A 21780-nucleotide genomic window follows, 5' to 3' on the forward strand; every position below is an offset into this window, starting at 1 on the left:
CTGATGTTGAATAAACTCAAACAGCCTAGATAGGCGAGAATCAAGCAGCAGCTTGTTTCTGGTCGCGAACAGCAGCGATAGTACGAACCAGCTTGCCAGCAGAGGCTTCCTTCATGGTAGCCATCAACTTCGCAATTGCTTCTTCGTAAGTCGGCAGCGTGGCCAGACGATCAATTTGTGCTGCGGCGATAAACTCACCGTTAAAAGCGCCAGCCTTGATTTCGAACTTTTGGTTCGCTTTGGCAAACTCTTTGAACAGACGAGCGGCAGCGCCCGGGTGTTCGTTAGAGAAAGCAATCAAGGTAGGACCGGTAAATGCGTCGTTCAGGCACTCGTATTCGGTACCTTCTACCGCGCGACGCAGCAGGGTGTTACGCACAACGCGCATGTACACACCAGCTTCACGAGCGGTCTTACGCAGGACGGTCATCTTGTCTACAGTGACGCCGCGAGAATCGGCTACAACTGCAGAAAGAGCGCCTTTGGCAGCTTCGTTGACTTCAGCAACAATTGCCTTTTTGTCTTCGAGTCCCAATGCCATTGGCTTAACTCCTGGATTGAATCCGGGTCTGTTGACCCAGTACTGACACATCCCCCCTACCTTTACAACAGAGGGGAACGATGCGGTAGCAGGATTCCAGAAGAGAAAGAATCTTTCTCGCTGGGTTTCCGGCACCGTCTACGCAGGAAGAATTAAGGCTTTGCGGCCTCCTGCGGTCTTGGACGGAGGTCGAAACCCCCAACCAATCAAGGCGCAAAATTATAGATTAAATTTTGCGCCTTGTAAAACCCATCAATTAGGCCTGAGCTTCCAGGGAAGCTTGGTCTACGGCAACACCGGCACCCATGGTGGTGGAGATGCTGACTTTCTTGATGAATACACCCTTGGCGGAGGACGGCTTGGCCTTCTTCAAGGCAACCAGCAGCGCTTCCAGGTTTTCTTTCAGCTGAACTTCGTTGAAAGAGACCTTGCCCAGAGTGGTATGAATGATACCGTTCTTGTCGTTACGGTAACGAACCTGACCAGCCTTGGCGTTCTTGACGGCTTCGGCTACGTTCGGAGTGACGGTACCCACTTTCGGGTTCGGCATCAGACCGCGCGGGCCCAGGATTTGACCCAGTTGACCAACAACACGCATGGCATCCGGGGATGCGATGACGACGTCGAAGTTCATCTCGCCTTTCTTGACCAGCTCGGCCAGGTCGTCCATACCAACCAGTTCAGCACCGGCAGCCTTGGCGGCTTCGGCGTTGGCACCCTGGGTGAACACGGCGACACGGATGTCACGACCGGTACCGTGCGGCAGTACAGTTGCACCACGTACGTTCTGATCGGATTTACGAGCATCGATACCCAGGTTAACGGCAACGTCAACGCTTTCAACGAACTTGGCAGTAGCCAGTTCTTTCAGCAGGGCAATGGCTTCGTTGATGGAGTACTCTTTGGTACCGTCAACTTTTTCGCGAATAACGCGCATACGCTTGGACAGTTTAGCCATTGTCTTACTCCTCCACTACCAGGCCCATGGAACGAGCGGAACCGGCGATGCAACGTACTTTTGCATCCAGATCGGCACCAGTCATATCCGGCTCTTTGGTCTTGGCGATTTCTTGCAGCTGAGCCACAGTCACCTTACCAACCTTGTCTTTGTTCGGCTTGGCAGAACCAGACTGGATACCAGCGGCTTTCTTCAGCAGGAAGGAAGCGGGCGGAGTCTTGGTTTCGAAGGTGAAGGAACGGTCGCTGTAAACGGTGATCACGACCGGAGTCGGAGAACCTTTTTCCAGCTTTTCTGTACGGGCGTTGAACGCCTTACAGAATTCCATGATGTTCACGCCGTGCTGACCCAGAGCGGGACCAACGGGAGGGCTGGGGTTAGCACTGCCAGCCTTAACTTGCAGCTTGATATAAGCTGTGACTTTCTTAGCCATTACAAAAATACCTCAAAAATGGGTTCTAACGCCTCGGAGACATGCTCCTGCAAACGGCTCCCCAACAAATAAAGGGGCAGCGAATTATAGAGATAATCGCTGCCCCTGACAACCGTTAAACGTACAGAGATTAATCAGCCTTTTTCGACCTGACCAAAATCCAGTTCTACCGGCGTTGAGCGGCCGAAGATCAGTACGGAGACCTTCACGCGGCTCTTTTCGTAGTCCACCTCTTCAACGGTACCGTTGAAGTCGGCGAACGGACCATCGGCAACCCGGACCATCTCACCCGGTTCAAACAGGGTTTTCGGACGCGGCTTGTCGTGGGCATCTTGCAGACGATTGAGGATGGCATCCGCTTCCTTATCGGAGATAGGAGCAGGGCGATCGGAGGTACCGCCGATGAAACCCATTACACGTGGTACATTGCGTACCAGGTGCCATGTGGTTTCATCCATCACCATCTGGACCAGGACGTATCCCGGGAAAAATTTGCGCTCACTCTTGCGCTTCTGGCCAGCACGCATCTCGACCACTTCTTCGGTCGGGACCAGCACTTCACCAAACAGCTCTTCCATGCCATGCATCTTGATATGTTCACGCAGGGATTTGGCAACACGGCCTTCGTAGCCGGAAAATGCCTGCACGACATACCATCTCATACGCTGTTCACGTTGTTCAGTCATGGCTTATCCTTACACACCGGTAATCAGGTTGACCAACCAGACCAAGGCGCCGTCCAACACGAACAGCAGCAGCCCCATCACGGCAGTCACCGCCAGCACAATCAGGGTTGTCTGAATGGCTTCCTGACGGGTCGGCCATACGACCTTGCGGACTTCCAGGCGAGACTCACGGGCAAACGCCAGTGTTGCCTTGCCCTTGGTGGTTTGCAGGGCCACTGCACCGGCAGCAGCGATGACAACGACCACACCCAGGGCGCGGACGGCAGCAATAACGTCGCTCAGCAGGTAATTGCCCACTACAGCGGCCGCCAGGATGATGAAAACCAGGCCCCAAAGCAGGGTATCCTTGCTTCCGCCCTGACCCTCAGAACTAACACTCATACAACCCACCTGTATCTGACGTAACCAAAGACACAAAAGCCCCGTACGAGACGAGGTATATGGCAGGGGCGGCAGGACTCGAACCCGCAACCTTCGGTTTTGGAGACCGCTGTTCTACCAATTCGAACTACGCCCCTGCATAAGAAAGCCCCTATTATAGGGGCTTTGCTTTATTTATGTAAGCCAAGATTAAGCGATAACTTTGGCTACAACACCAGCACCTACGGTACGGCCACCTTCACGGATGGCGAAACGCAGGCCGTCGTCCATCGCGATCGGGGCAATCAGGGTAACAACCATCTTGATGTTGTCGCCCGGCATGACCATCTCTACGCCTTCCGGCAGTTCGATGGTACCGGTCACGTCGGTAGTACGGAAGTAGAACTGCGGACGGTAGCCCTTGAAGAACGGAGTGTGACGACCACCTTCTTCCTTGGACAGCACGTACACTTCAGATTCAAACTTGGTGTGCGGCTTGATGGTGCCCGGCTTGGCCAGTACCTGACCACGCTCTACGTCTTCACGCTTCACGCCACGCAGCAGTGCGCCAACGTTCTCACCTGCACGACCTTCGTCCAGCAGTTTGCGGAACATTTCAACGCCGGTACAGGTGGTCTTGGTGGTATCTTTGATACCAACGATTTCCACTTCTTCACCAACCTTGACGATACCGCGCTCTACACGACCGGTAACTACGGTACCACGGCCTGCGATGGAGAATACGTCTTCGATAGGCATCAGGAACGGCTGGTCAATGGCACGCTCCGGCTCCGGAATGTAGGTGTCCAGGTGGCCAGCCAGTTCCAGGATCTTCTCTTCCCACTGAGCTTCGCCTTCCAGCGCTTTCAGTGCGGAACCACGGACTACCGGCAGGTCATCACCCGGGAAGTCGTACTCGGACAGCAGTTCGCGAACTTCCATCTCGACCAGTTCCAGCAGCTCTTCGTCATCTACCATGTCGCACTTGTTCATGAACACGATGATGTACGGAACGCCTACCTGACGACCCAGCAGGATGTGCTCACGAGTCTGCGGCATCGGGCCGTCAGTCGCTGCTACTACCAGGATTGCGCCGTCCATCTGGGCAGCACCGGTGATCATGTTTTTAACGTAGTCGGCGTGACCCGGGCAATCTACGTGGGCGTAGTGGCGGGTTGCAGTGTCGTATTCTACGTGGGAGGTGTTGATGGTGATACCACGCTCACGCTCTTCCGGTGCCTTGTCGATCTGGTCGAAGGCGAAAGCTTTACCACCGAAGTGCTTGGCCAGCACGTTGGTGATGGCGGCGGTCAGGGTGGTTTTACCGTGGTCAACGTGGCCGATGGTACCCACGTTAACGTGCGGTTTATTACGCTCAAATTTTTCTTTAGACATGATCGTCCCTCTAAACTAACGCTGAGTACGCGGTGGCAAGCTAACCACAGAACAGTTTATATGATGGATTTGAATCAAGGGGAGTAGAGAGGTTGGTGCTGACAGGCTGGTTCGATTGCCGAACTCACCCTAAGGTGTGGCTCTCAGAATTACCTGAGCCATATCAGCATCTTGGAGCGGGCAGCGGGAATCGAACCCGCATCATCAGCTTGGAAGGCTGAGGTAATAGCCATTATACGATGCCCGCATTTCTCTAACCCAAAGAACTCAAACCGCAGAGAAATATGGTGGAGGGAGAAGGATTCGAACCTTCGAAGGCAGAGCCGTCAGATTTACAGTCTGATCCCTTTGGCCGCTCGGGAACCCCTCCAGTTGCATAAATGCCACAACGGTAATTCTGCTTGCACCCGTTGTTTTTGTCGCTTTTGCTGGGCAAATAGACGACAGACATCCAAGCGTCGCGCATTTTATGGTAAGGATTTTGGGGATGCAACCATTGCACCTTGCAAAATGTGCATTTATGCCGGGATCCAGGCAAAAAAACGCTCCTTCTCCGTCCCGACCGGACGCGTCCCTTGTCGCTCCCGATCCCTTGGTGTATGGTCGCCCTGCCCAAGAAACAGTGATGACACCATGACGACAGAGCATAACCCCTATTTGCAATTCACCCGCGAACAATGGGCGTTATTGCGCGATGCGGTCCCCCTGACCCTGACCGAGCACGATCTGCAGACCCTGCGCGGGATCAACGAGAAGGTGTCATTGCGGGAAGTGGAAGAGATCTATCTGCCCCTCTCCCGTCTCCTCAATCTCTACGTCAAGGCCAAGCAGCGCCGCAGCCGGGTGCTGGAGCAGTTTCTCGGTCAGTCCCGCGGCAAGGGCACCTATATCATCAGCATCGCCGGCAGCGTGGCGGGGGGAAAGAGCACCACGGCCCGTATCCTTCAGGCACTGCTGGAGCGCTGGCCGGAGCACCCCAGGGTGGAGCTGGTCACCACCGACGGCTTCCTGTTTCCCAACAAGGAGCTGGAAGCCCGTGGCCTGATGCGCCGCAAGGGGTTCCCCGAGTCTTATGACATCCGCCATCTGGTGGAGTTTGTCGCCAATATCCGCGCCGGCCACGAGAAGGTCGAGGCCCCCGTCTACTCCCACCTCATCTATGACATCCTGCCCGACGAGAAGAAGGTGGTGGAGCAGCCGGACATCCTGATCCTGGAAGGGCTCAATGTGCTGCAAAGCGGCATGGACTATCCCCAGGACCCTCATCGCGTGTTCGTGTCGGACTTCGTCGACTTTTCCATCTATGTGGATGCCGATGCCGAGCTGCTGCGCACCTGGTACATCGATCGTTTTCTCAAATTCCGCAGCGGCGCCTTCTCGGATCCCGACTCCTATTTCCACCACTACGCCAAGCTGGCCGAAAGCGAGGCGACCGAGATCGCCAACAACATCTGGCAGGATATCAACTACCTGAATCTGCAAGAGAACATCTTGCCGACCCGGGAGCGGGCCAACCTCATCCTCACCAAGGGCAACGAGCACGCCATCGAGCAGATCAAGCTGCGCAAGTGACCACTGTCGCAGTGCATACATGAAAGAGGGGGCCCGCAGGCCCCCTCTTTCATTCAGTCGTCATGAGCGTATGGGCTCAGTCCCCCCGCCGCAAGGAGAGTTCCCCTCCCAGATAGAACTTGAGCCCCTCTTCCGTCTCCAGACGCAGGGCTCCGCGTTCGTCGATCCCCCGGGCAATCCCGCGGATCACCTGCTCTCCCATCAGCAGCTTCACCGGCTGGCCGGCGAAGTGGTCGAGCCGGTTCCAGCTCTCGACGAAACTCGCCAGTCCCGTCTGTTCGAAGGTCTGCATGGCCTGCTGCAGGTGCAGCAGCACGCAGGCGGCCAGCTCGTTGCGATCCACCAGCTCGGGCTGGATATGGCGCAGCTCGGACCAGGCCTGATCGATCTTCTCCCCCTCCCGACTCGGCATCGCCAGATTGAGGCCGACCCCGATCACCAGATGGCAGCTGGCACCCGCACTGCCGCTCATCTCCACCAGGATGCCCGCCAGCTTGCGGCCCTGGTAATAGAGGTCGTTCGGCCACTTGAGCTCCACCCCGGGATAACCGAGGGACTCCAGCGCCTCTACCACCGCCACGCCGACCGCGAGACTCAGTCCCATGGCGGCCGCCATGCCCTGCTCAAGCCGCCAGTACATGCTCAGGATCAGCTGGCAACCGAAGGGAGAAACCCAGGGTTTGCCACGACGTCCCCGCCCGGCGGTCTGGCACTCGGCCAGACAGCTTTCCCCGGAGCTCAGGGTGTTGACCCGCTCCAGCAGGTACTGGTTGGTGGAATCGATGACAGGGAAGCAGTGCACCGGTGCCATCGGTGCCTCTGCCTGCAGCCGCCCCTCGTCATAGAGGGCCATGGGCACCGCCAGCCGATAGCCCTTGCCGGTCAGGCTGAAGAGATCCAGCCCCAGATCCTTGAGCGCGGCCATGTGTTTGCTCACCGCCGCCCGGCTGATGCCAAGGCGCTCACCCAGCTGCTCACCGGAATGGAACTGGCCGTCGCTGAGCAGGGTGATCAGGGTCTGTCTGACGGGGGTCAGGGTCATGCCAGTACCTCGTCGAGCCAGGTTTCACCGCTGCGCCCCATGAAGCGCACCTCATGTTCCAGCACCACACCGAACTGGTGTTCCACGCTGTCGCGGACATGGGCCGCCAGCGCGATGAGCTCCATGGCGCTGGCGCCCCCCAGATTGACCAGCACCAGCGCCTGCTCCTGATGGACGGCGGCACGACCGATGGCAAACCCCTTGAGACCGCACTGATCGATGAGCCAGCCAGCCGCCAGCTTGGCCTGCCCTTCTGCCGCAGGGTAGCAGGGCATCTGCGGGTATTGCTGTTTCAGGGTCTCGGCCAGGGCGGCGGGCACCACAGGGTTTTTGAAGAAACTGCCCGCGTTGCCCAGCACCGCCGGATCCGGCAGCTTGGCCATGCGGGTGGCACAGACGGTGTCGAAAATGGCCTGTGGCGAAGGGGCATCCCCCAGCGCCGCCAGCGGGCCATAGCCGGCGACCGGGCGCCATGCCTTGGGCAGGCGCAGACCGACGGCGATGATGAAGTGGGAGTCCTGATAGTCGTGCTTGAAGATGCTGTCACGGTAACCGAACCGGCAGTCGGCCGCCGCGATGCGCTCAACCTCGCCACTCTGCCAATTGAACGCCTCCACGTAGGCACAGACGCTGGCCAGCTCGACCCCGTAGGCACCGATGTTCTGTACCGGGGCCGCCCCGACCGTCCCGGGAATGAGTGCCAGGTTCTCCAGCCCGTGCCAGCCCTGTTGCAGGGCGTGACATACCAGCTCGTGCCAGTTTTCACCTGCCGCCACGTGTAGCAACCAGTGCTCGGACTCCTCGTGCAGCGTGATCCCTTTCAGGCCGTTGTGGACCACCAGACCGGCAAAGTCATCGCAGAACAGGATGTTGCTTCCTCCTCCCAGCACCAGGCGCGGCAAGGTGGCCAACTCCGGGTTGGTCCGCAGTTGCGCGAGATCATCCGGTCGGGTCACATCGGCCAGCCAGAGGCAGTGTGCGTCCAGGCCCAGAGTATTGAGGGTCGACAGGGAGGCGTGGGGGGTGAGTTTCATCTGTGTGTTCCGACAAGGACAAGGGCGCAGTTTACCCCAGATCCCCCGGGACAAAAAACCCGGACACTTTTCGGACTCAGGGCTCTGGAGTAGAGTAACCCCTTCATCCCGCTGAGGAAGCATGCATGAACAATCAATTCGCCGTCATCGGCCTGGGCCTGTTTGGCAGCGCCTTGTGCGAAGAGTTGCAGCGCCAGAATGCCGAGGTACTGGCCATCGACATCGATGAGAGCAAGACCCGCCAGATAGCCACCCTCTGCAACCACGTCATCGTGGCCGATGCCACCGACGAGGCCACGGTCGCCGAACTGGGCCTGGCGAATTTCGACATCGTCTTTGTCGCCATCGGCGACAACCTGGAGACCAGCATCCTGACCACGCTGGTGCTGAAAGAGGCGGGCGTGAAGAAGGTCTGGGTCAAGGCCCGCGACAAGTTCCACGCCAAGATCCTGCAGAAGGTGGGCGCGGACAAGGTGATCAACCCGGAGTGGGACATGGGCCGCCGGGTGGCCCAGAGCATGCTGGACAACCGGCTGTTCGACTACCTGGAGCTGGGTCACGACATGGTGCTGACCGAGTTCGTGATCGGCTTGCAGCAAAACACCCGCACCCTGGCCGACTTGCGCCTGCTGCAGCAAAGCGATTTCCAGCTGTTGGCCATCAAGCGGGGTGAGGTGCTGCACAACGTCCTGACCGGCAAGATGGAGCTGCAACTCGGTGACATCCTGATCCTGGCCGGCAACAAGCACGCCATCGATCACTGGCTCGACACCCTATGATCAACTGGCGCAGCAACTACGCCTTCACCCTGCATCGGGAAGACAACTCCCGCTGGAGCGAGGCCAAGCTCATCCTGGGCAGTTTCCTCATCATCCTGCTGGTTGGCACCCTGTTTCTGGTCCAGCCCTCCAGCCACAAGGGTGAGGTCACCGTCATCAACGCCCTGTTCACCGCCACCTCCGCCATCAGCGTGACCGGCCTCGGGGTGGTAGATACCGGCACCGCCTTCACCCTGCAGGGGCAGATCATCCTGTTGATATTGATGGAGATTGGTGGTCTCGGCCAGATGACCATGACACTGCTGCTCATCGCCATGTTCAGCAAGCGGGTCGGGCTGCGCCAGCAGGTGCTGGCCAAGGAGGCGCTGGGCCAGGAGGGATCCGTCAACATCGTCCAGCTGGTGAAGCGCATCGTCCTGTTCGCCCTGATTGCCCAGCTGATCGGCACCGCCATCATGGCCATTCGCTGGGTGCCCGACATGGGCTGGGGCCACGGCCTCTACGTCAGCTTCTTCCACGCGGTGTCAGCTTTCAACAACGCCGGCTTCTCGCTGTTTGCCAACAACCTCATGGACTACCGGGATGACCCCATCATCAGCCTGACCATACCGGCCCTGCTGATCCTGGGGGGGGTAGGCTTCACCGTCATCGTCGACCTGGTGCGCAACCGCCGCTGGCGCAAGCTGAAACTGCACAGCAAGCTGATGCTGCTGATGACCCCTGCCCTGCTGCTGCTGGGGACCCTGATGTTCTGGCTGCTGGAGCACAACAACCCGGGCACCCTGGGCAACGCCTCCTTCGGGAGCCAGTGGCTGGCAGCCTTCTTCCAGTCGGCCACCGCGCGCACGGCGGGCTTCAACACGGTGGATATCGGCCAGATGGTGCCGGCCTCCTTGCTGTTCATGATGATGCTCATGTTCATCGGTGCCGGGGCAACCTCGACCGGGGGCGGTATCAAGGTCACCACCTTTGCCGTCGTCCTGCTGGCGACCCGGGCGTTTCTGACCAAGCGCCCCCATGTCACCGCCTTCGGCCGCACCCTGTCACCCCAGATAGTGACCCGCTCCCTGGCCATCATCATCGTCAGTACCATGGTGCTGATGCTGGCGATGTTCCTGCTGATGCTCACGGAGTCGCAATCATTCGACAAGATCATGTTCGAGACCATCTCGGCCTTTGCCACCGTGGGACTGTCCACCGGCATCACCGCTTCTCTGAGCGAACCGGGCAAACTGATCCTGGTGCTGGTGATGATCTGCGGCCGTCTGGGACCCCTCACCCTGGCGATCATGCTGGCCCGCCCGGTGGAGACCCGCATCCGTTATCCGGAAGAAAGCGTCTACACGGGGTAAGCCGCTCCATCCATGTAAAGAGGGGCCACTGGCCCCTCTTCTTATTTTTATGTGATCACAGCGCTCGCCGGCCTCAGGCCGCCTTGCCCCTGGTCGTCCCCTTGCCAGTGCTCTTTCCAGGGCTCTTCCCCGCACGAGCACTCTTGCCCGTGCTCGTACGGGGGCGTGCGGCGGTGGACGCAGTCCGCTTGCGGCGGGCAAATCGCTGCTTGCTGTCACCGGGCGCCGCCTTGGGCAGTGCGCTGAAGCTGGCGCCGGAATCCTGCCGGGCCCCCTCGATCAGGCCGTTGAGCTGCTCGGTGAGCGGCCCCATGAACTGCTGGTAGCTACCGTTACGTTCGGCGATCTGACCCAGACTCTGCTCCCACAGTGCCGTCATGTCCGGTGTCGTGGCGGTCGCGGGCAGCGCCTGGACCAGGGCTCGCCCGGTCGGGGTGGCCTTGATGCTCTTGCCCTGGCGCACCAGGAAGCGGCGCTTGAACAGCAGATCGATGATCCCGGCCCGGGTCGCCTCGGTGCCGAGGCCATCGGTCTCCCGCAGGGTCTTGCGGATCTCGGGATCCTGCACATAACGGGCGATGCCGGTCATGGCGGCCAGCAGGGTGGCATCGGTAAACGGCTTGGGGGGCTGGGTCATCTTCTCCAGCAGCTCCCCCCGCTCGCACAGCAGTTCCTCCCCCTCTTTCAGGGCAGGCAGGGTTCCCGCCTCCTCCTCGTCATCCTCTTCCACTCCGAGCAGCGCCTTCCAGCCCGCCTTGAGGATGCGGCGCGCCTTGGCCTGGAACAGCCCTCCGGCGATGCGCAGCAACACCTTGCTGTCGTTGTACTCGAACGGCGGGTAGAACTGCAGCAGATACTGGCGGGCAATCAGGCCGTACAGCTTCGCCTCGTCGGCCACCAAGCTCCCCTCGTTCCCCCTCTTCTCGGTGGGAATGATGGCGTGGTGGGCATCCACCTTGCTGTCGTTCCACGCCTTGCTGCGGATCCTGCCATCCGCTTCGGCGACCGCCCTGGCCAGCGCAGGGGCCGTGCTGGCGATAGCCTCCCGCACCTGGCCGGCCCGGTTGAAGTGCTCGCTCGGCAGATGGCGGCTGTCGGATCTGGGATAGGTGATGAGCTTGTGCCGCTCGTAGAGGCTCTGGCAGATATCTAGCACCCGCTTGGCATCCATGCCAAAGCGCTTGGCCGCGTCGATCTGCAGGCTGGAGAGGTTGTAGGGGAGCGGCGCCGCCTGCCTGCGCGCCTGTTCCTCCACCGCCTCCACCTGGGCGGGTTGCCCCTGGATCCGCTCCACCACCTTGGCTGCCAGCGCCCGGTTGAGCACCCGTCCCTCCTCATCCTGCCAGGGCAGACAGGCCTCCGATGGCAGCCACCTGGCGGTGAAGCGTTCGTTGCCCTGGGTCAACAGATGGGCCATCACCTCGTAGAACGGCTTGGGAACGAAGGCCTCGATCTCGAGATCCCGACGCACCACCAGACCGAGCAAGGGGGTCTGTACCCGACCCACCGACAGCAGTTCGCTGCAGCCCCCCTTGCGGCCAAGCAGGGTATAGGCCCGGGTCATGTTGATGCCATAGAGCCAGTCGGCACGGCTACGGGCCAGCGCCGACACCGCCAGCGGCACGAACTCCTTGTTGTCCCTGAGCTTGTCGAGGGCGCGGCGCACGGCGGGGGGATTGAGATCGCTGATGAGGCAGCGCTGAACCGGTTTGGTCTTGGGATAGCCGAGAAAGTCGATCACCTCGTCCACCAGCAGTTGCCCTTCCCTGTCCGGGTCACCGGCGTTGACCACGCAGTCCGCCTGCTTGATGAGCCCCTTGATGACGGCCAGCTGGGCCTTGGTCTTGGGTTTGGCCACCAGCTGCCACTGGGTCGGGACAATGGGAAGGGATTCCATGCGCCACTGCTTGTAGGCGGCATCGTAGGCATCGGGCTCGGCCTGCTCCAGCAGGTGGCCGATGCACCAGGTCACCACGTCTCCCTGCGCCGTCTCGATGAAACCCTCCCCCTTCTTGTGCGGTTTGGGGAGGACATCGGCGATGGCGCGGCCAAGGCTGGGTTTCTCGGCGATAAAGAGTCGCATGATGGATACACCTGAATACTGTATATGTTAACAGTATACAATCCTCTCGCCACAAACCCCAAGCCCCGGGGGGGCGTACTGCCTCCTCGCCCCGGCTTGGGCATCGCTCCCACCACAGCACATCCCGCTCCCGCTGTATGGGAAAAATGCGATTTAAATTCAATAAATCATGACAAAACAAATAACAAAACCAAAAATAAATTATATGACGAAATAAAAATCATGACCGGGGTCAACCCTTTGAATCCTGGGACTACTACTATATTGGTAATACCCGAATTCGAAGGACACCGTCACCATGCTTGGAAAACTGTTGAGAAAGACCTGGTTCTGGCTTCTGCTGCTCGGGGCCCTGCTGGGTGTCGCGGCACTGGGTGTCACCGTGACCGTGCTGCACAAGACCAGCTCCACCGAATTCTGCGTCTCCTGCCACTCCATGCAGACTCCGCTCGCCGAGTATCAGGGCAGTGTCCACTTCCAGAACACCAAGGGGATCCGCGCCGAGTGCGCCGACTGCCACATCCCGGGCGACCCCACCTCCTACCTGTGGACCAAGATCCGCGCCGTGAAGGATATCTATCACGAGGCGATCGGCACCCTGGATACCCCGGAAAAGTATGAAGCCCACAAGCTGCGGATGGCCCAGTCCGTCTGGGACGAGCTGAAAGCCAACGACTCCGCCACCTGCCGCAGCTGCCACAGCTACGAGGCGATGGATATCCTGGCCCAGCGCCCCAATGCCCGTGCCGAGCACCCGGTCGCCATCAAGGAGGGCCAGACCTGCATCGACTGCCACCGCGGCGTCGCCCACATCATGCCGGACATGAGCGGCCTGGCCGCCGCCGGTGCCAGCGAACTGGCCGCCGCCGCGGCCCAGACCCCGGCAACCGTCACCACCCGCTATGCCATCGCCACCACCCCGCTCTATCTGGATGCCGGCGCCAAGACTGATGAAGGCACCCTGATGCCCTCCACCCAGGTGGAAGTACTGGCCAACGACAACGGCCGCGCCCGGGTGCGTATCGACGGCTGGCAGCAGGACGGTGTGAGCGAGGTGTTCTACGCCGCCCCCGGCAAACGGATCCTGAGCGTGCTGGTCGGCGAGGCCGCCAGAAAAGCCCTCGTGACCGGGAAGAGCGAGACCGACAGCGCCACCAACCTCACCTGGCATCAGGTCAGCCTGACCGCCTGGGTCGACCAGAGCCAGCTCATCGGCGACCAGGGCAAGCTGTGGCAATACGCCTCCACCCTGATGTCCAACAACTGCACCGGCTGTCACGGCCTCACCGCGCTGGATCACTTCAACGCCAACCAGTGGATCGGCGTCATCAAGGGGATGGAGTCCCGTACCTCCCTCACCCCGGAGCAGGCGCGCATGCTCACCCAATACGTGCAGAAACATGCCAGCGACATGAGCGCGGCCCATTAAGGCAGGAACAGAGGACTCTCCCATGACTTTTTTCAATGACCAACAGACCAACCTCTCCCGCCGTACTCTGCTCAAGGGGCTGGGGGCCTGTGCCGCCCTGCCCCTGCTGGCTGGTCTCTTCCCGAAAAGCGCCCTGGCCAAGGCCGTCAGCACGGCCCTTGAGCAGTTCCCCACCCTGGTGCCCGCCCAGAAAGGCATCCTGACCGGCGCCCACTGGGGGGCCTTCGAGGCCATCGTCTCCGAGGGCCGCATGGTGCGGGTCCAGCCGGTGGCCGACGATCCGGCACCGAATGACCTCATCGACATGGCGCCGTTCCAGGTCCACGCCAAGAACCGCATCAAGTACCCCATGGTGCGCAAGAGCTGGCTGGAGCACGGCCCGGGTGCCAGACCGGAGCTGCGCGGTGCCGACGAGTGGGTGCGAGTGAGCTGGGAGAAGGCCATCGAACTGGTAGCCGGCGAGATCCAGCGCGTCCAGTCTGATTTCGGCCCGCAGGCGATCCACGCCGGATCCTACGGCTGGAAGAGCGTGGGCATGTTCCACAACAGCCGCACCCTGCTGCACCGCCTGATGAACCTGGCCGGGGGTTTCACCGGCTATGCCGGGGACTACTCCACCGGCGCGGCCCAGGTGATCATGTCCCACGTGATGGGCTCCATCGAGGTGTACGAGCAGCAGACCGCCTGGCCCAACGTGGTGGAGAACGCCGAACTGGTGGTGCTCTGGGGGGTCAACGCCCAGGTCACCCTGAAGAACAGCTGGAACATGCCGGATCACGAAGGTCAAGTGGGCTTCAAGGCGCTGAAAGAGAAAGGCACCCGCGTCATCAGCATCGATCCGGTATACAACGAGACCGCCAAGCTGGTCGGCGCCGAGTGGATTGCGCCGAACGCCTACACCGACGTGGCCATGATGCTGGGGGTGGCCCACACCCTCTACAGCGAGAAGAAGCACGATCAGGCCTTCCTCGATCGCTACACCGTCGGCTTCGACAAGTTCCTGAACTACCTGCTCGGCAAGGATGACGGTCAGCCGAAGAGCGCCGAGTGGGCGAGCACTGTCTGCGGCGTCGATGCCAAGGTGATCCGCCAGCTGGCCCTCGACATGGCCGCCAAGCGCACCATGATCATGGCCGGTTGGGGCATGCAGCGTCAGCAGCACGGCGAACAGCCGAACTGGATGCTGGTCACTCTGGCCTCCATGCTGGGCCAGATCGGCCTGCCGGGCGGCGGCTACGGCTTCAGCTACCACTACTCCTCCGGTGGCAGCCCCACCGCCAAGGGCGGCATTCTGGCCGGCATCTCCGCCGGCAACGCACCGAAGAACAGCCCGGCACCGATCCCGGTGGCGCGCATCGCCGACTGCCTCGCCAACCCGGGCAAGACCATCGACTTCAACGGCCGCAAGGTGACCTATCCGGACATCAAGCTGGTCTACGTGGCGGGCGGCAACCCCTTCCACCACCATCAGGACACCAACAACCTGCTGCAGGCGTGGCGCAAGCCGCAAACCGTGATCGTCCACGAGCCCTACTGGACGGCGACTGCCAAGCACGCCGACATCGTGCTGCCGGTCACCACCAGCTACGAGCGCAACGATCTGGAGATGGGCGGCGACTACTCCCAGCGCTATGTGTTCCCTATGCACCAGTGCGTGCCGCCGCAGTTTGAAGCCCGCAATGACTTCGATATCTTCAGCGCTATCGCCGCCAAGCTGGGCGTGCAGGAGCAGTACACCGAAGGGAAGGACGAGATGCTGTGGCTCAAGCAGATGTACGACGGCATGGCGGCGCAGGCCCGCGGTGCTCGCGTGGCGCTGCCGCCGTTCAACATGTTCTGGGAGTCCAACAACTACATCCGCTTCCCGATCCCGGAGGCCAACCGCCAGTGGATCCGTCACGCCGATTTTCGCGAGAACCCGCTGCTCAACCCGCTCGGTACTCCGTCCGGCAAGATCGAGATCTTCTCCAACACGGTGGCGGGGATGGGTTATGCCGACTGCGCCGGCCATCCCAAGTGGTATGAGCCCAAAGAGTGGGTGAAGAGCGAGGTGGCGGCGCGCTATCCGCTGTCGCTCAACACCTCCCACCCGACCCAGCGGCTGCACTCCCAGCTCGACAACACCCCGCTGCGGGACAAGTTCGCCATCGCCGACCGCGAGGCGATCCTGATCCATCCGGACGACGCCAAGGCTCGCGGCATCGCCCAAGGGGATCTGGTGCGCGCCTTCAACGAGCGCGGCCAGATTTTGGTGGGGGCCCTGCTCTCCGAGGATGTGCGCCAGGGGGTGGTGCGGATCTGCGAAGGGGCCTGGTACGACCCGGCCAAGCCGGGCGAAGCGGGCAGCATCTGCAAAAACGGCAACGTCAACTGCCTCACCTTCGACGAGGGCTCGTCCAGTCTGGCGCAGGGCAACTGCGGCCACATGGCCCAGCTGCAGATCGAGAAGTACACAGGCCCGGTGCTGGCCAACACCGCCCACGCGGTTCCGGCCAACGGCTGAGTAGAGGGCTGAGCAACAAAAACGGCGCCATCAAGGCGCCGTTTTCTTATCGCAGTTTGTGGTGTGGCTCAGAATCACAAGTCACCCTCAACCATATACTCTTCCGCATACTCCACCCGCCTTGCAGCCAGGGTGCTGGCAAGGGGGATCAGAAGTCGCCCTCAACCATATATTCTTCCGCACACTCGACCAGCTGGGGCCAGAGATCTTCCGGCACCCAGGCCTCTGGGTCATCCTCGTCACCGTCATACTGGCTCCAGAAGAAGGCACGCAGCCCGCTTGCGAAATCGTCGCTCAACTCCGCCAGTTCGGAGAGGGGCCCCAGCCAGGCAATACGGCGCAGGCCGGAGGCGAGATCGTTGATGGCATCCATCAGGGTGCGATCATCCAGGCTCTGCTCCACCAGCAGGGTGAAGCGCTCGCGGGCGCTCTCGGTCTGATCCTCGTCCAGCTCGCCCACGTCGGCCAGCAGGTCGACAAAGTCCTCCAGCAGGAACTGGATCAGGGCATCCCTGTCCTCGAACCACTGGATCTGGGACCCCTTGGTACCCAGCACCGAGGCATCGAACGAATCATCGAGATGGCACAAAGCCCAAGGATCGTCAGTCATTGCTACCCTTCCTACACCTGAAACAAGAGACGTATCTTATGCCGGGTGCCGCACCCTTGCCAGCACGGCGGCACAAAAGGGGCCCCCGACGGGGAGCTCCGTCACTCGACCCTGGCCACCTTGGGCAGGGAGAGGGAAGCGGCGAGCCCCCCCAGCTCGGCCCGCCCCATGATGAGGCTGCCGCGATAGGCTTCCGCGAGATCCGAGACGATGTTGAGGCCAAGGCCCGAGCCCGGCACCTTCTCGTCGAGGCGCACCCCCCGCAGCACCGCCTTGGCGATCTGATCCTCGCTCATGCCGGGACCGTCGTCCTCGATGCGCAGGGTGATCCAGCCCCCCAGCTCGGCGCTGGAGATGCGCAGCTCGCTGGCGGACCACTTGAAGGCGTTCTCCAGCAGGTTGCCCACCATCTCGTCGAAGTCCTGCTCCTCCACCCCGACCGCCAGATTGACCGGCACCTGCAAGTCCACCGTCTTGCCGGGATAGAGGCGGGAGAAGGCGCGGCAGATGTACTCCACCCGGGCCCGCACCGGGGTCGACACCCCGAGGATCTTGGCGGCGCCGGTCACCCGCGCCTTGCCGAGGTGGTAGTCGATGTGGCGCTGGATCTGGTCGAGCTGCTCGCCGAGGGCGGCCTGATCCTCCGGCGGCAACTGGGTCACCTGGTTGCGCATGATGCTGAGCGGCGTCTTGAGGGCGTGGGCCAGGTTGCCGGTGTGGGAGCGGGCTCGTTGCAGCAGCTCGCCATAGTGGTGCAGCAGGCGGTTGATGTCCTCCACCAGCGGCTGGATCTCCAGGGGGTAGCGCAGCCGGAACCCCTCCTGATGACCCTGATGGACGCGGCTCAGCTCGCGGCGCAGCAGGTGCAGCGGGCGCAGGCCGTAGAGGATCTGGAACATGAAGCCGAGCACCAGGCCGGTGGCGGCGAAGCCGAGGCCGAGGAACAGGCTGATACGGGTCTTCTTCAGGGTCTGGGTCAGGGCGCTGCTGTCCTTGGCCATCACCAGGGTGAAGACCCGATCAGACCCCGGCAGCAGCACGGTACGGGTCATGATGAGCAGGGGCTCCTTGTTGGGCCCCTTGCCGACGAAGAGGTCCGGATCGCCGAAGGCCGACTTCAGGCCGTGGGCGCTCAAATGGGCATCCCACAGGGAGCGGGAGCGACTGACCACCGTCTCCCCCAGCTCCAGTTGCCAGTAGTAGCCGGAGTAGGGCTGGCGATAACGGGGGTCGGCCATAGGCTCGGTGACCACGGGCAGGCCGTCCGGCTGGATCTCGAGGCGGGAGAGCAGATCGTAGAGCTGCAGGCGCAGGCCATCGGCCTCCGCCTCCTGCCAGTAGTTGCGCATCATGGTCTGCAGGCTGAAGCCGGTGGCGAACAGGAAGAGACCGCACCAGACCATGGCGATCACCACCAGCCGACCTCGCAGGGTGCGTACCAGCCTCATTCAACCCACCCCGCCATCGGTTGCGAGGGTGTCATTCGTTGATCCGGTAGCCGAGGCCGCGCACCGTCTCGATGAGATCGGCGTGGGTCTTCTTGCGGATGCGGCCGATGAACACCTCCACGGTGTTGGAGTCGCGATCGAAATCCTGGGCATAGATGTGGTCGATCAACTCACTGCGGGACACCACCTTGCCCCTGTGCTGCATCAGGTAGCCCAGCACCCGGAACTCGTGGGCGGTGAGCTTGATGGGGGTCCCTTCGTACCACACCTGGGAGGCCGCCATGTCGAGACGCACGCCACCGATCTCGAGGATGGAGCTGGCGTTCCCCGCCGCCCGGCGCACCAGCGCCTGCACCCTGGCCACCAGCTCCGCTACCTGGAAGGGTTTGGTGAGGTAGTCGTCCGCCCCGGCGTTGAGCCCTTCAATCTTCTCGTGCAACTGGCCACGGGCGGTCAGCACCAGCACCGGGGTATCCATCTCCTTGCTGCGCCACTCCTTCAGTACGCTCAGGCCGTCGCGACCGGGCAGGCCGAGATCCAGGATGATGGCGTCATAGGGTTCGGTCTCGCCGAGAAAGCCCGCCTCGTTGCCATCGTGGCAGAGATCGGTGACGAAACCGGACAGACGCAGCTGTTCCGCCAGCTGGCCCGCGAGGATCTTTTCATCTTCAACTATCAGAATGCGCATACATGGGTATCCAAAACAGGGTTGTGCCAGCACCGGCAACGGTTGGGGGGACGAACCGGACGGCGGTAGGTTCGCGGACTCACGCCGTTACTCCTCTTCCGGGGGCGGGCGCGGAGCGAACAGGCGCTCCAGATGGTGGCCCTTGAGCCACGCCATCTCCAGGTTGTCAGCCCGGTAGCCCACCTTGATGACGCTGTTCTCTTCGTCGATGAGCCTGAGCTCGTAGAGCCAGACGCCATCCTCCTCACCCAGATCGACGCGCAGCACGCGCACCGGCAGGCGGGAGGCCACCTCCATCAACTCATGAAAAGGGCGGACCCGCCCCTCGCTGACCGCTTGTTGCAGCAAAGCCTCGTTCGGCTGGGCCGCCTGAACCAGCATCGGCAGCAGCAATCCAAGCAGGGGCAGCGCGCTATTCATGGGTGATTCATCTCTCAAAACCTAACATAATGCCGTTTATAGTGTGCCAACCATGAATCCGGAATGAATATGATCCCACGCAGTATCCTGCTGATCTTGTGCCTCTTTTCCACCTTTGGCTGGGCGGCGCAGACACGTCTCGACATGGCCGGACTGGTCAAGTTGTTGCTGGCACAAGGGTATCACGACATTCGGGAAGTGGAGCTGGAAGGGGACAAATTCGAGGTCGATACCCTGAATGCCGACGATCAGCGCGTCCAGTTGCAGGTCGACGCCAACACCGGCGAGATCACCAAAAAAGAGGCCGAATAGGCCTCTTTTGCTATGGGCGTGACGGCTGTTGCGCCGCCCCCCTCCCGGCCACTTGCGGGCGCCTGCGCCAGGTGCGCAGCAGCTTCTCCCGACGGGGCCACAGCAGGGCGCAGGCCAGCACCAGATAGATGAGCGGCTCCTGCCACCCGCTCTTGACCGACCACCAGTAGTGTACCGGCACCAGCAGAGCCACCCCGTAGATCCAGTTGTGCAGCTTCTGCCAGGCCGGCCCCATGCGTCGCAACAGGGCCGGGATCGAGGTGATGCCGAGCGCCAGCAACAGCAGCAGCGCCACCATGCCCACCACTATGTAGCTGCGCTTCACCAGCTCGCCGCCAATCAGCCCCCAGTCGAACTGCAGATCCAGCCCCAGCCAGACCATGAAGTGCAGGGACGCCCAGGCGGCGCACCAGAGCCCGAGGGGGCGACGCAACTTGATGAGCTGCCCCTGGCGCCAACGCTTGGCGAGCGGCGACACCAGCAGGGTCAGCAACAGCAGGTGGAGGGCCCCCTTGCCAAGGTAATGGGTCAGCCCCTGGACCGGATCCCCCCCCAGCAGCCCGGCTGGCACGGCATAGCCCAGCCAGAGCAGAAAGCCGAGCGAACCAAGGTGCACCAGCGCCCGCAAGCCGTTGACATGGGCTGTTTTCAGTCTCGGCGTCATATTGCAGTTCCCGTCATGTTTTTCCCGCTTCTCATCCCCTCTCCCACCAGTGGAGAAGGGGGCAAGAGATCAGTCGGGCAGAGCGTCAGTCTCAATACCATTTACGCAGATCCATCCCCTGATAGAGGGACGCCACCTCGTCGCCGTAGCCATTGAACATCAGGGTCGGCTGGCGCTTGGCCCCGAAAATGCCCCCCTCGCCGATGAAACGCTCGCTCGCCTGGCTCCAGCGCGGGTGATCCACGCTCGGGTTGACGTTGGCGTAGAAGCCATATTCGTTCGGCGCAAGCAGGTTCCAGGTGGTGGGGGGCATCTCCTCCATCAGGCGGATGGAGACGATGCTCTTGATGCTCTTGAAGCCGTATTTCCAGGGCACCACCAGCCGGATGGGAGCCCCGTTCTGGGCGGGCAGGGTCTTGCCATAGAGCCCCATGGCGAGGAAGGAGAGGGGGTGCATGGCCTCGTCGAGGCGCAAGCCCTCCACATAGGGATAATCGATGCCGCCCCCCAGGGCACGGGAGGCCTGCCCCGGTAACTGTTCCGGATCATAGAGCGTCTCGAAGGCCACGAACTTGGCGCGACTGGTGGGCTCGGCACGGCGGATCAGATCCGCCAGCGCAATGCCGCTCCAGGGCAGCACCATGGACCAGGCCTCCACGCAGCGCAGCCGATAGATGCGCTCCTCCAGCGTGCTCTTGTTGATGAGATCCCACACATCCAGGGTGAAGGGTTTGGCCACCTCCCCTTCCACCTTCAGGGTCCAGGGCTCGGGCCTGAGGTAATGGCCGTTGCGGGCCGGGTCCCCCTTGTCGGTCCCCAGCTCGTAGAAATTGTTGTGGGTGGTGGCCTTCTCCTCCGGGGTGAGGATCAATCCCTCTGGCCGGGTCGCGGCACGGATGTCGAGGGGTCTGGTGGGGGCCACGGTGGCCGGCTTGTCCGGTGCGAAGAGATCCAGCAGGCTGGCCTTCACCGGAAACGCCAGGGTGGCGGCACCGACGCCCAGGCCCAGCCCTTTCAGAATGCGGCGACGATCCTGATAGACGGTTTCCGGCGTGACATCCTGTTCGGTGGGGTGATGAGAAGTACGGCGCTTGATCAACATGAAAAAACTCCCGGGACGATGAGGTTGACAACCATAAGACCCGCCCCGGCCGAGTTTTATTTCACACAGAATTACATGAGTTGGTAAAGGGGCAGTGCCTTGGCCATGGTACCGGCCAGGAAGAGCACTACAAACACCAGCAGAGGAACGATCACGTTTGGCACCATCAGACTCACTCCATGAGCAGGACAGGGCCTCTAACTATGGAACAAGGTCTGCGGCGCCTCCAATGAATTTTTTTCGCGAGCGCAAGCGTATTCCAGAGTTGCAAAGAGTGATCGGGATCACACACGATCCGGCCCCCGCTTGCTGCCGCTCTACCGCGGAGTAGGCTGCCTCCTTTTCCGGATTCAACCACTGAGAGTCACG

The 21780-nt window shown here is 61.4% G+C and carries 21 protein-coding genes and 3 tRNA genes; 6 read left to right on the forward strand and 18 right to left on the reverse strand.

Features of this window, described 5'->3' with window-relative positions:
* Positions 1-40: 40 nt before the first annotated feature.
* From rplJ to J9893_RS00865, 9 genes are all read right to left on the reverse strand, one after another.
* Positions 41-541: a 50S ribosomal protein L10 gene (rplJ, locus tag J9893_RS00825; RefSeq protein WP_005339895.1), complete on the reverse strand. Its 501-nt coding sequence runs from the start codon at positions 539-541 to the stop codon at positions 41-43.
* A gap of 256 nt (positions 542-797) precedes the next feature.
* Complete coding sequence (rplA, locus tag J9893_RS00830; protein WP_010675958.1) at positions 798-1499, reverse strand: 50S ribosomal protein L1; 702 nt, start codon at positions 1497-1499, stop codon at positions 798-800.
* Positions 1500-1503: 4 nt separating this feature from the next.
* Positions 1504-1932: a 50S ribosomal protein L11 gene (gene rplK, locus J9893_RS00835; protein WP_005306313.1), complete on the reverse strand. Its 429-nt coding sequence runs from the start codon at positions 1930-1932 to the stop codon at positions 1504-1506.
* Between the two features lie 134 nt (positions 1933-2066).
* Positions 2067-2618: a transcription termination/antitermination protein NusG gene (gene nusG / locus J9893_RS00840; protein ID WP_010675959.1), complete on the reverse strand. Its 552-nt coding sequence runs from the start codon at positions 2616-2618 to the stop codon at positions 2067-2069.
* A 9-nt stretch (positions 2619-2627) separates the two neighbouring features.
* Entirely contained in the window at positions 2628-2999 is a 372-nt protein-coding gene (secE, locus tag J9893_RS00845) for a preprotein translocase subunit SecE (protein WP_010675960.1), read from the reverse strand.
* Between the two features lie 60 nt (positions 3000-3059).
* A tRNA-Trp gene (locus tag J9893_RS00850) sits at positions 3060-3136 on the reverse strand.
* Positions 3137-3188: 52 nt separating this feature from the next.
* Positions 3189-4373: an elongation factor Tu gene (gene tuf, locus J9893_RS00855; protein ID WP_005306325.1), complete on the reverse strand. Its 1185-nt coding sequence runs from the start codon at positions 4371-4373 to the stop codon at positions 3189-3191.
* A gap of 172 nt (positions 4374-4545) precedes the next feature.
* Positions 4546-4620 (reverse strand) — tRNA-Gly (locus J9893_RS00860).
* Between the two features lie 38 nt (positions 4621-4658).
* Positions 4659-4743: transfer RNA gene (locus J9893_RS00865), tRNA-Tyr, on the reverse strand.
* 263 nt (positions 4744-5006) lie between these two features.
* On the opposite strand from J9893_RS00865, the gene coaA reads away from it, so the two are divergent.
* Positions 5007-5945 carry a type I pantothenate kinase gene (gene coaA / locus J9893_RS00870; RefSeq protein ID WP_029314861.1) on the forward strand — a complete coding sequence of 313 codons (939 nt, stop codon included), beginning with the start codon at positions 5007-5009 and terminating at the stop codon, positions 5943-5945.
* Positions 5946-6021: 76 nt separating this feature from the next.
* Here coaA and birA read toward each other — a convergent pair whose 3' ends face one another.
* Positions 6022-6987 carry a bifunctional biotin--[acetyl-CoA-carboxylase] ligase/biotin operon repressor BirA gene (gene birA, locus J9893_RS00875; RefSeq protein ID WP_010675963.1) on the reverse strand — a complete coding sequence of 322 codons (966 nt, stop codon included), beginning with the start codon at positions 6985-6987 and terminating at the stop codon, positions 6022-6024.
* Positions 6984-8021: a UDP-N-acetylmuramate dehydrogenase gene (gene murB, locus J9893_RS00880; protein ID WP_143236953.1), complete on the reverse strand. Its 1038-nt coding sequence runs from the start codon at positions 8019-8021 to the stop codon at positions 6984-6986. The genes birA and murB overlap by 4 nt, the downstream gene beginning before the upstream one ends.
* Positions 8022-8146: 125 nt before the next feature.
* On the opposite strand from murB, the gene J9893_RS00885 reads away from it, so the two are divergent.
* Entirely contained in the window at positions 8147-8800 is a 654-nt protein-coding gene (locus J9893_RS00885) for a TrkA family potassium uptake protein (RefSeq protein WP_010675965.1), read from the forward strand.
* Complete coding sequence (locus J9893_RS00890) at positions 8797-10152, forward strand: TrkH family potassium uptake protein (protein WP_041211921.1); 1356 nt, start codon at positions 8797-8799, stop codon at positions 10150-10152. The genes J9893_RS00885 and J9893_RS00890 overlap by 4 nt, the downstream gene beginning before the upstream one ends.
* Positions 10153-10225: 73 nt before the next feature.
* Here the strand turns inward: J9893_RS00890 and J9893_RS00895 are convergent, their stop codons facing one another.
* Complete coding sequence (locus J9893_RS00895; protein ID WP_210600545.1) at positions 10226-12235, reverse strand: DNA topoisomerase III; 2010 nt, start codon at positions 12233-12235, stop codon at positions 10226-10228.
* A 298-nt stretch (positions 12236-12533) separates the two neighbouring features.
* On the opposite strand from J9893_RS00895, the gene J9893_RS00900 reads away from it, so the two are divergent.
* Positions 12534-13664 (forward strand): NapC/NirT family cytochrome c, encoded by a 1131-nt coding sequence (locus J9893_RS00900; protein WP_210600544.1) that lies wholly within the window; start codon positions 12534-12536, stop codon positions 13662-13664.
* A 22-nt stretch (positions 13665-13686) separates the two neighbouring features.
* Positions 13687-16167, forward strand: a complete 2481-nt coding sequence (torA, locus tag J9893_RS00905; protein WP_210600542.1) for a trimethylamine-N-oxide reductase TorA — start codon at positions 13687-13689, stop codon at positions 16165-16167.
* A gap of 148 nt (positions 16168-16315) precedes the next feature.
* Here torA and J9893_RS00910 read toward each other — a convergent pair whose 3' ends face one another.
* The 4 genes from J9893_RS00910 to J9893_RS00925 form a co-directional block, all read right to left on the reverse strand.
* Positions 16316-16777, reverse strand: a complete 462-nt coding sequence (locus tag J9893_RS00910) for a hypothetical protein (protein WP_210600540.1) — start codon at positions 16775-16777, stop codon at positions 16316-16318.
* 101 nt (positions 16778-16878) lie between these two features.
* The gene (locus J9893_RS00915; protein ID WP_052816185.1) at positions 16879-18225 is read right to left on the reverse strand and encodes a sensor histidine kinase; all 1347 of its coding nucleotides are present in this window, start codon (positions 18223-18225) and stop codon (positions 16879-16881) included.
* Positions 18226-18256: 31 nt separating this feature from the next.
* Complete coding sequence (locus J9893_RS00920; RefSeq protein WP_201985307.1) at positions 18257-18913, reverse strand: response regulator transcription factor; 657 nt, start codon at positions 18911-18913, stop codon at positions 18257-18259.
* An 87-nt stretch (positions 18914-19000) separates the two neighbouring features.
* Positions 19001-19333: a hypothetical protein gene (locus J9893_RS00925; RefSeq protein ID WP_210600538.1), complete on the reverse strand. Its 333-nt coding sequence runs from the start codon at positions 19331-19333 to the stop codon at positions 19001-19003.
* A gap of 63 nt (positions 19334-19396) precedes the next feature.
* On the opposite strand from J9893_RS00925, the gene J9893_RS00930 reads away from it, so the two are divergent.
* Positions 19397-19645: a PepSY domain-containing protein gene (locus J9893_RS00930; protein ID WP_010675973.1), complete on the forward strand. Its 249-nt coding sequence runs from the start codon at positions 19397-19399 to the stop codon at positions 19643-19645.
* Positions 19646-19655: 10 nt separating this feature from the next.
* Here J9893_RS00930 and J9893_RS00935 read toward each other — a convergent pair whose 3' ends face one another.
* Both J9893_RS00935 and msrP read right to left on the reverse strand, forming a co-directional pair.
* Positions 19656-20309, reverse strand: coding sequence for a protein-methionine-sulfoxide reductase heme-binding subunit MsrQ (locus J9893_RS00935; RefSeq protein ID WP_139736490.1), 654 nt, complete (start codon positions 20307-20309; stop codon positions 19656-19658).
* 91 nt (positions 20310-20400) lie between these two features.
* A complete protein-coding gene (gene msrP / locus J9893_RS00940) occupies positions 20401-21411 on the reverse strand; it encodes a protein-methionine-sulfoxide reductase catalytic subunit MsrP (RefSeq protein WP_143236949.1) in 1011 nt (336 codons plus the stop codon).
* Between the last annotated feature and the right edge of the window lie 369 nt (positions 21412-21780).

The sequence above is a fragment of the Aeromonas sp. MaB10011B genome, assembly GCF_017939325.1.
GTDB lineage: Bacteria > Pseudomonadota > Gammaproteobacteria > Enterobacterales > Aeromonadaceae > Aeromonas > Aeromonas caviae.

Excerpts from the sequence above, each read along its gene's own strand:
- rplJ (WP_005339895.1), bottom strand. The coding sequence starts at position 541 with ATGGCATTGGGACTCGAAGACAAAAAGGCAATTGTTGCTGAAGTCAAC.
- rplA (WP_010675958.1), bottom strand. The coding sequence starts at position 1,499 with ATGGCTAAACTGTCCAAGCGTATGCGCGTTATTCGCGAAAAAGTTGAC.
- rplK (WP_005306313.1), bottom strand. The coding sequence starts at position 1,932 with ATGGCTAAGAAAGTCACAGCTTATATCAAGCTGCAAGTTAAGGCTGGC.
- nusG (WP_010675959.1), bottom strand. The coding sequence starts at position 2,618 with ATGACTGAACAACGTGAACAGCGTATGAGATGGTATGTCGTGCAGGCA.
- secE (WP_010675960.1), bottom strand. The coding sequence starts at position 2,999 with ATGAGTGTTAGTTCTGAGGGTCAGGGCGGAAGCAAGGATACCCTGCTT.
- tuf (WP_005306325.1), bottom strand. The coding sequence starts at position 4,373 with ATGTCTAAAGAAAAATTTGAGCGTAATAAACCGCACGTTAACGTGGGT.
- coaA (WP_029314861.1), top strand. The coding sequence starts at position 5,007 with ATGACGACAGAGCATAACCCCTATTTGCAATTCACCCGCGAACAATGG.
- birA (WP_010675963.1), bottom strand. The coding sequence starts at position 6,987 with ATGACCCTGACCCCCGTCAGACAGACCCTGATCACCCTGCTCAGCGAC.
- murB (WP_143236953.1), bottom strand. The coding sequence starts at position 8,021 with ATGAAACTCACCCCCCACGCCTCCCTGTCGACCCTCAATACTCTGGGC.
- J9893_RS00885 (WP_010675965.1), top strand. The coding sequence starts at position 8,147 with ATGAACAATCAATTCGCCGTCATCGGCCTGGGCCTGTTTGGCAGCGCC.
- J9893_RS00890 (WP_041211921.1), top strand. The coding sequence starts at position 8,797 with ATGATCAACTGGCGCAGCAACTACGCCTTCACCCTGCATCGGGAAGAC.
- J9893_RS00895 (WP_210600545.1), bottom strand. The coding sequence starts at position 12,235 with ATGCGACTCTTTATCGCCGAGAAACCCAGCCTTGGCCGCGCCATCGCC.
- J9893_RS00900 (WP_210600544.1), top strand. The coding sequence starts at position 12,534 with ATGCTTGGAAAACTGTTGAGAAAGACCTGGTTCTGGCTTCTGCTGCTC.
- torA (WP_210600542.1), top strand. The coding sequence starts at position 13,687 with ATGACTTTTTTCAATGACCAACAGACCAACCTCTCCCGCCGTACTCTG.
- J9893_RS00910 (WP_210600540.1), bottom strand. The coding sequence starts at position 16,777 with ATGACTGACGATCCTTGGGCTTTGTGCCATCTCGATGATTCGTTCGAT.
- J9893_RS00915 (WP_052816185.1), bottom strand. The coding sequence starts at position 18,225 with ATGAGGCTGGTACGCACCCTGCGAGGTCGGCTGGTGGTGATCGCCATG.
- J9893_RS00920 (WP_201985307.1), bottom strand. The coding sequence starts at position 18,913 with ATGCGCATTCTGATAGTTGAAGATGAAAAGATCCTCGCGGGCCAGCTG.
- J9893_RS00925 (WP_210600538.1), bottom strand. The coding sequence starts at position 19,333 with ATGAATAGCGCGCTGCCCCTGCTTGGATTGCTGCTGCCGATGCTGGTT.
- J9893_RS00930 (WP_010675973.1), top strand. The coding sequence starts at position 19,397 with ATGAATATGATCCCACGCAGTATCCTGCTGATCTTGTGCCTCTTTTCC.
- J9893_RS00935 (WP_139736490.1), bottom strand. The coding sequence starts at position 20,309 with ATGACGCCGAGACTGAAAACAGCCCATGTCAACGGCTTGCGGGCGCTG.
- msrP (WP_143236949.1), bottom strand. The coding sequence starts at position 21,411 with ATGTTGATCAAGCGCCGTACTTCTCATCACCCCACCGAACAGGATGTC.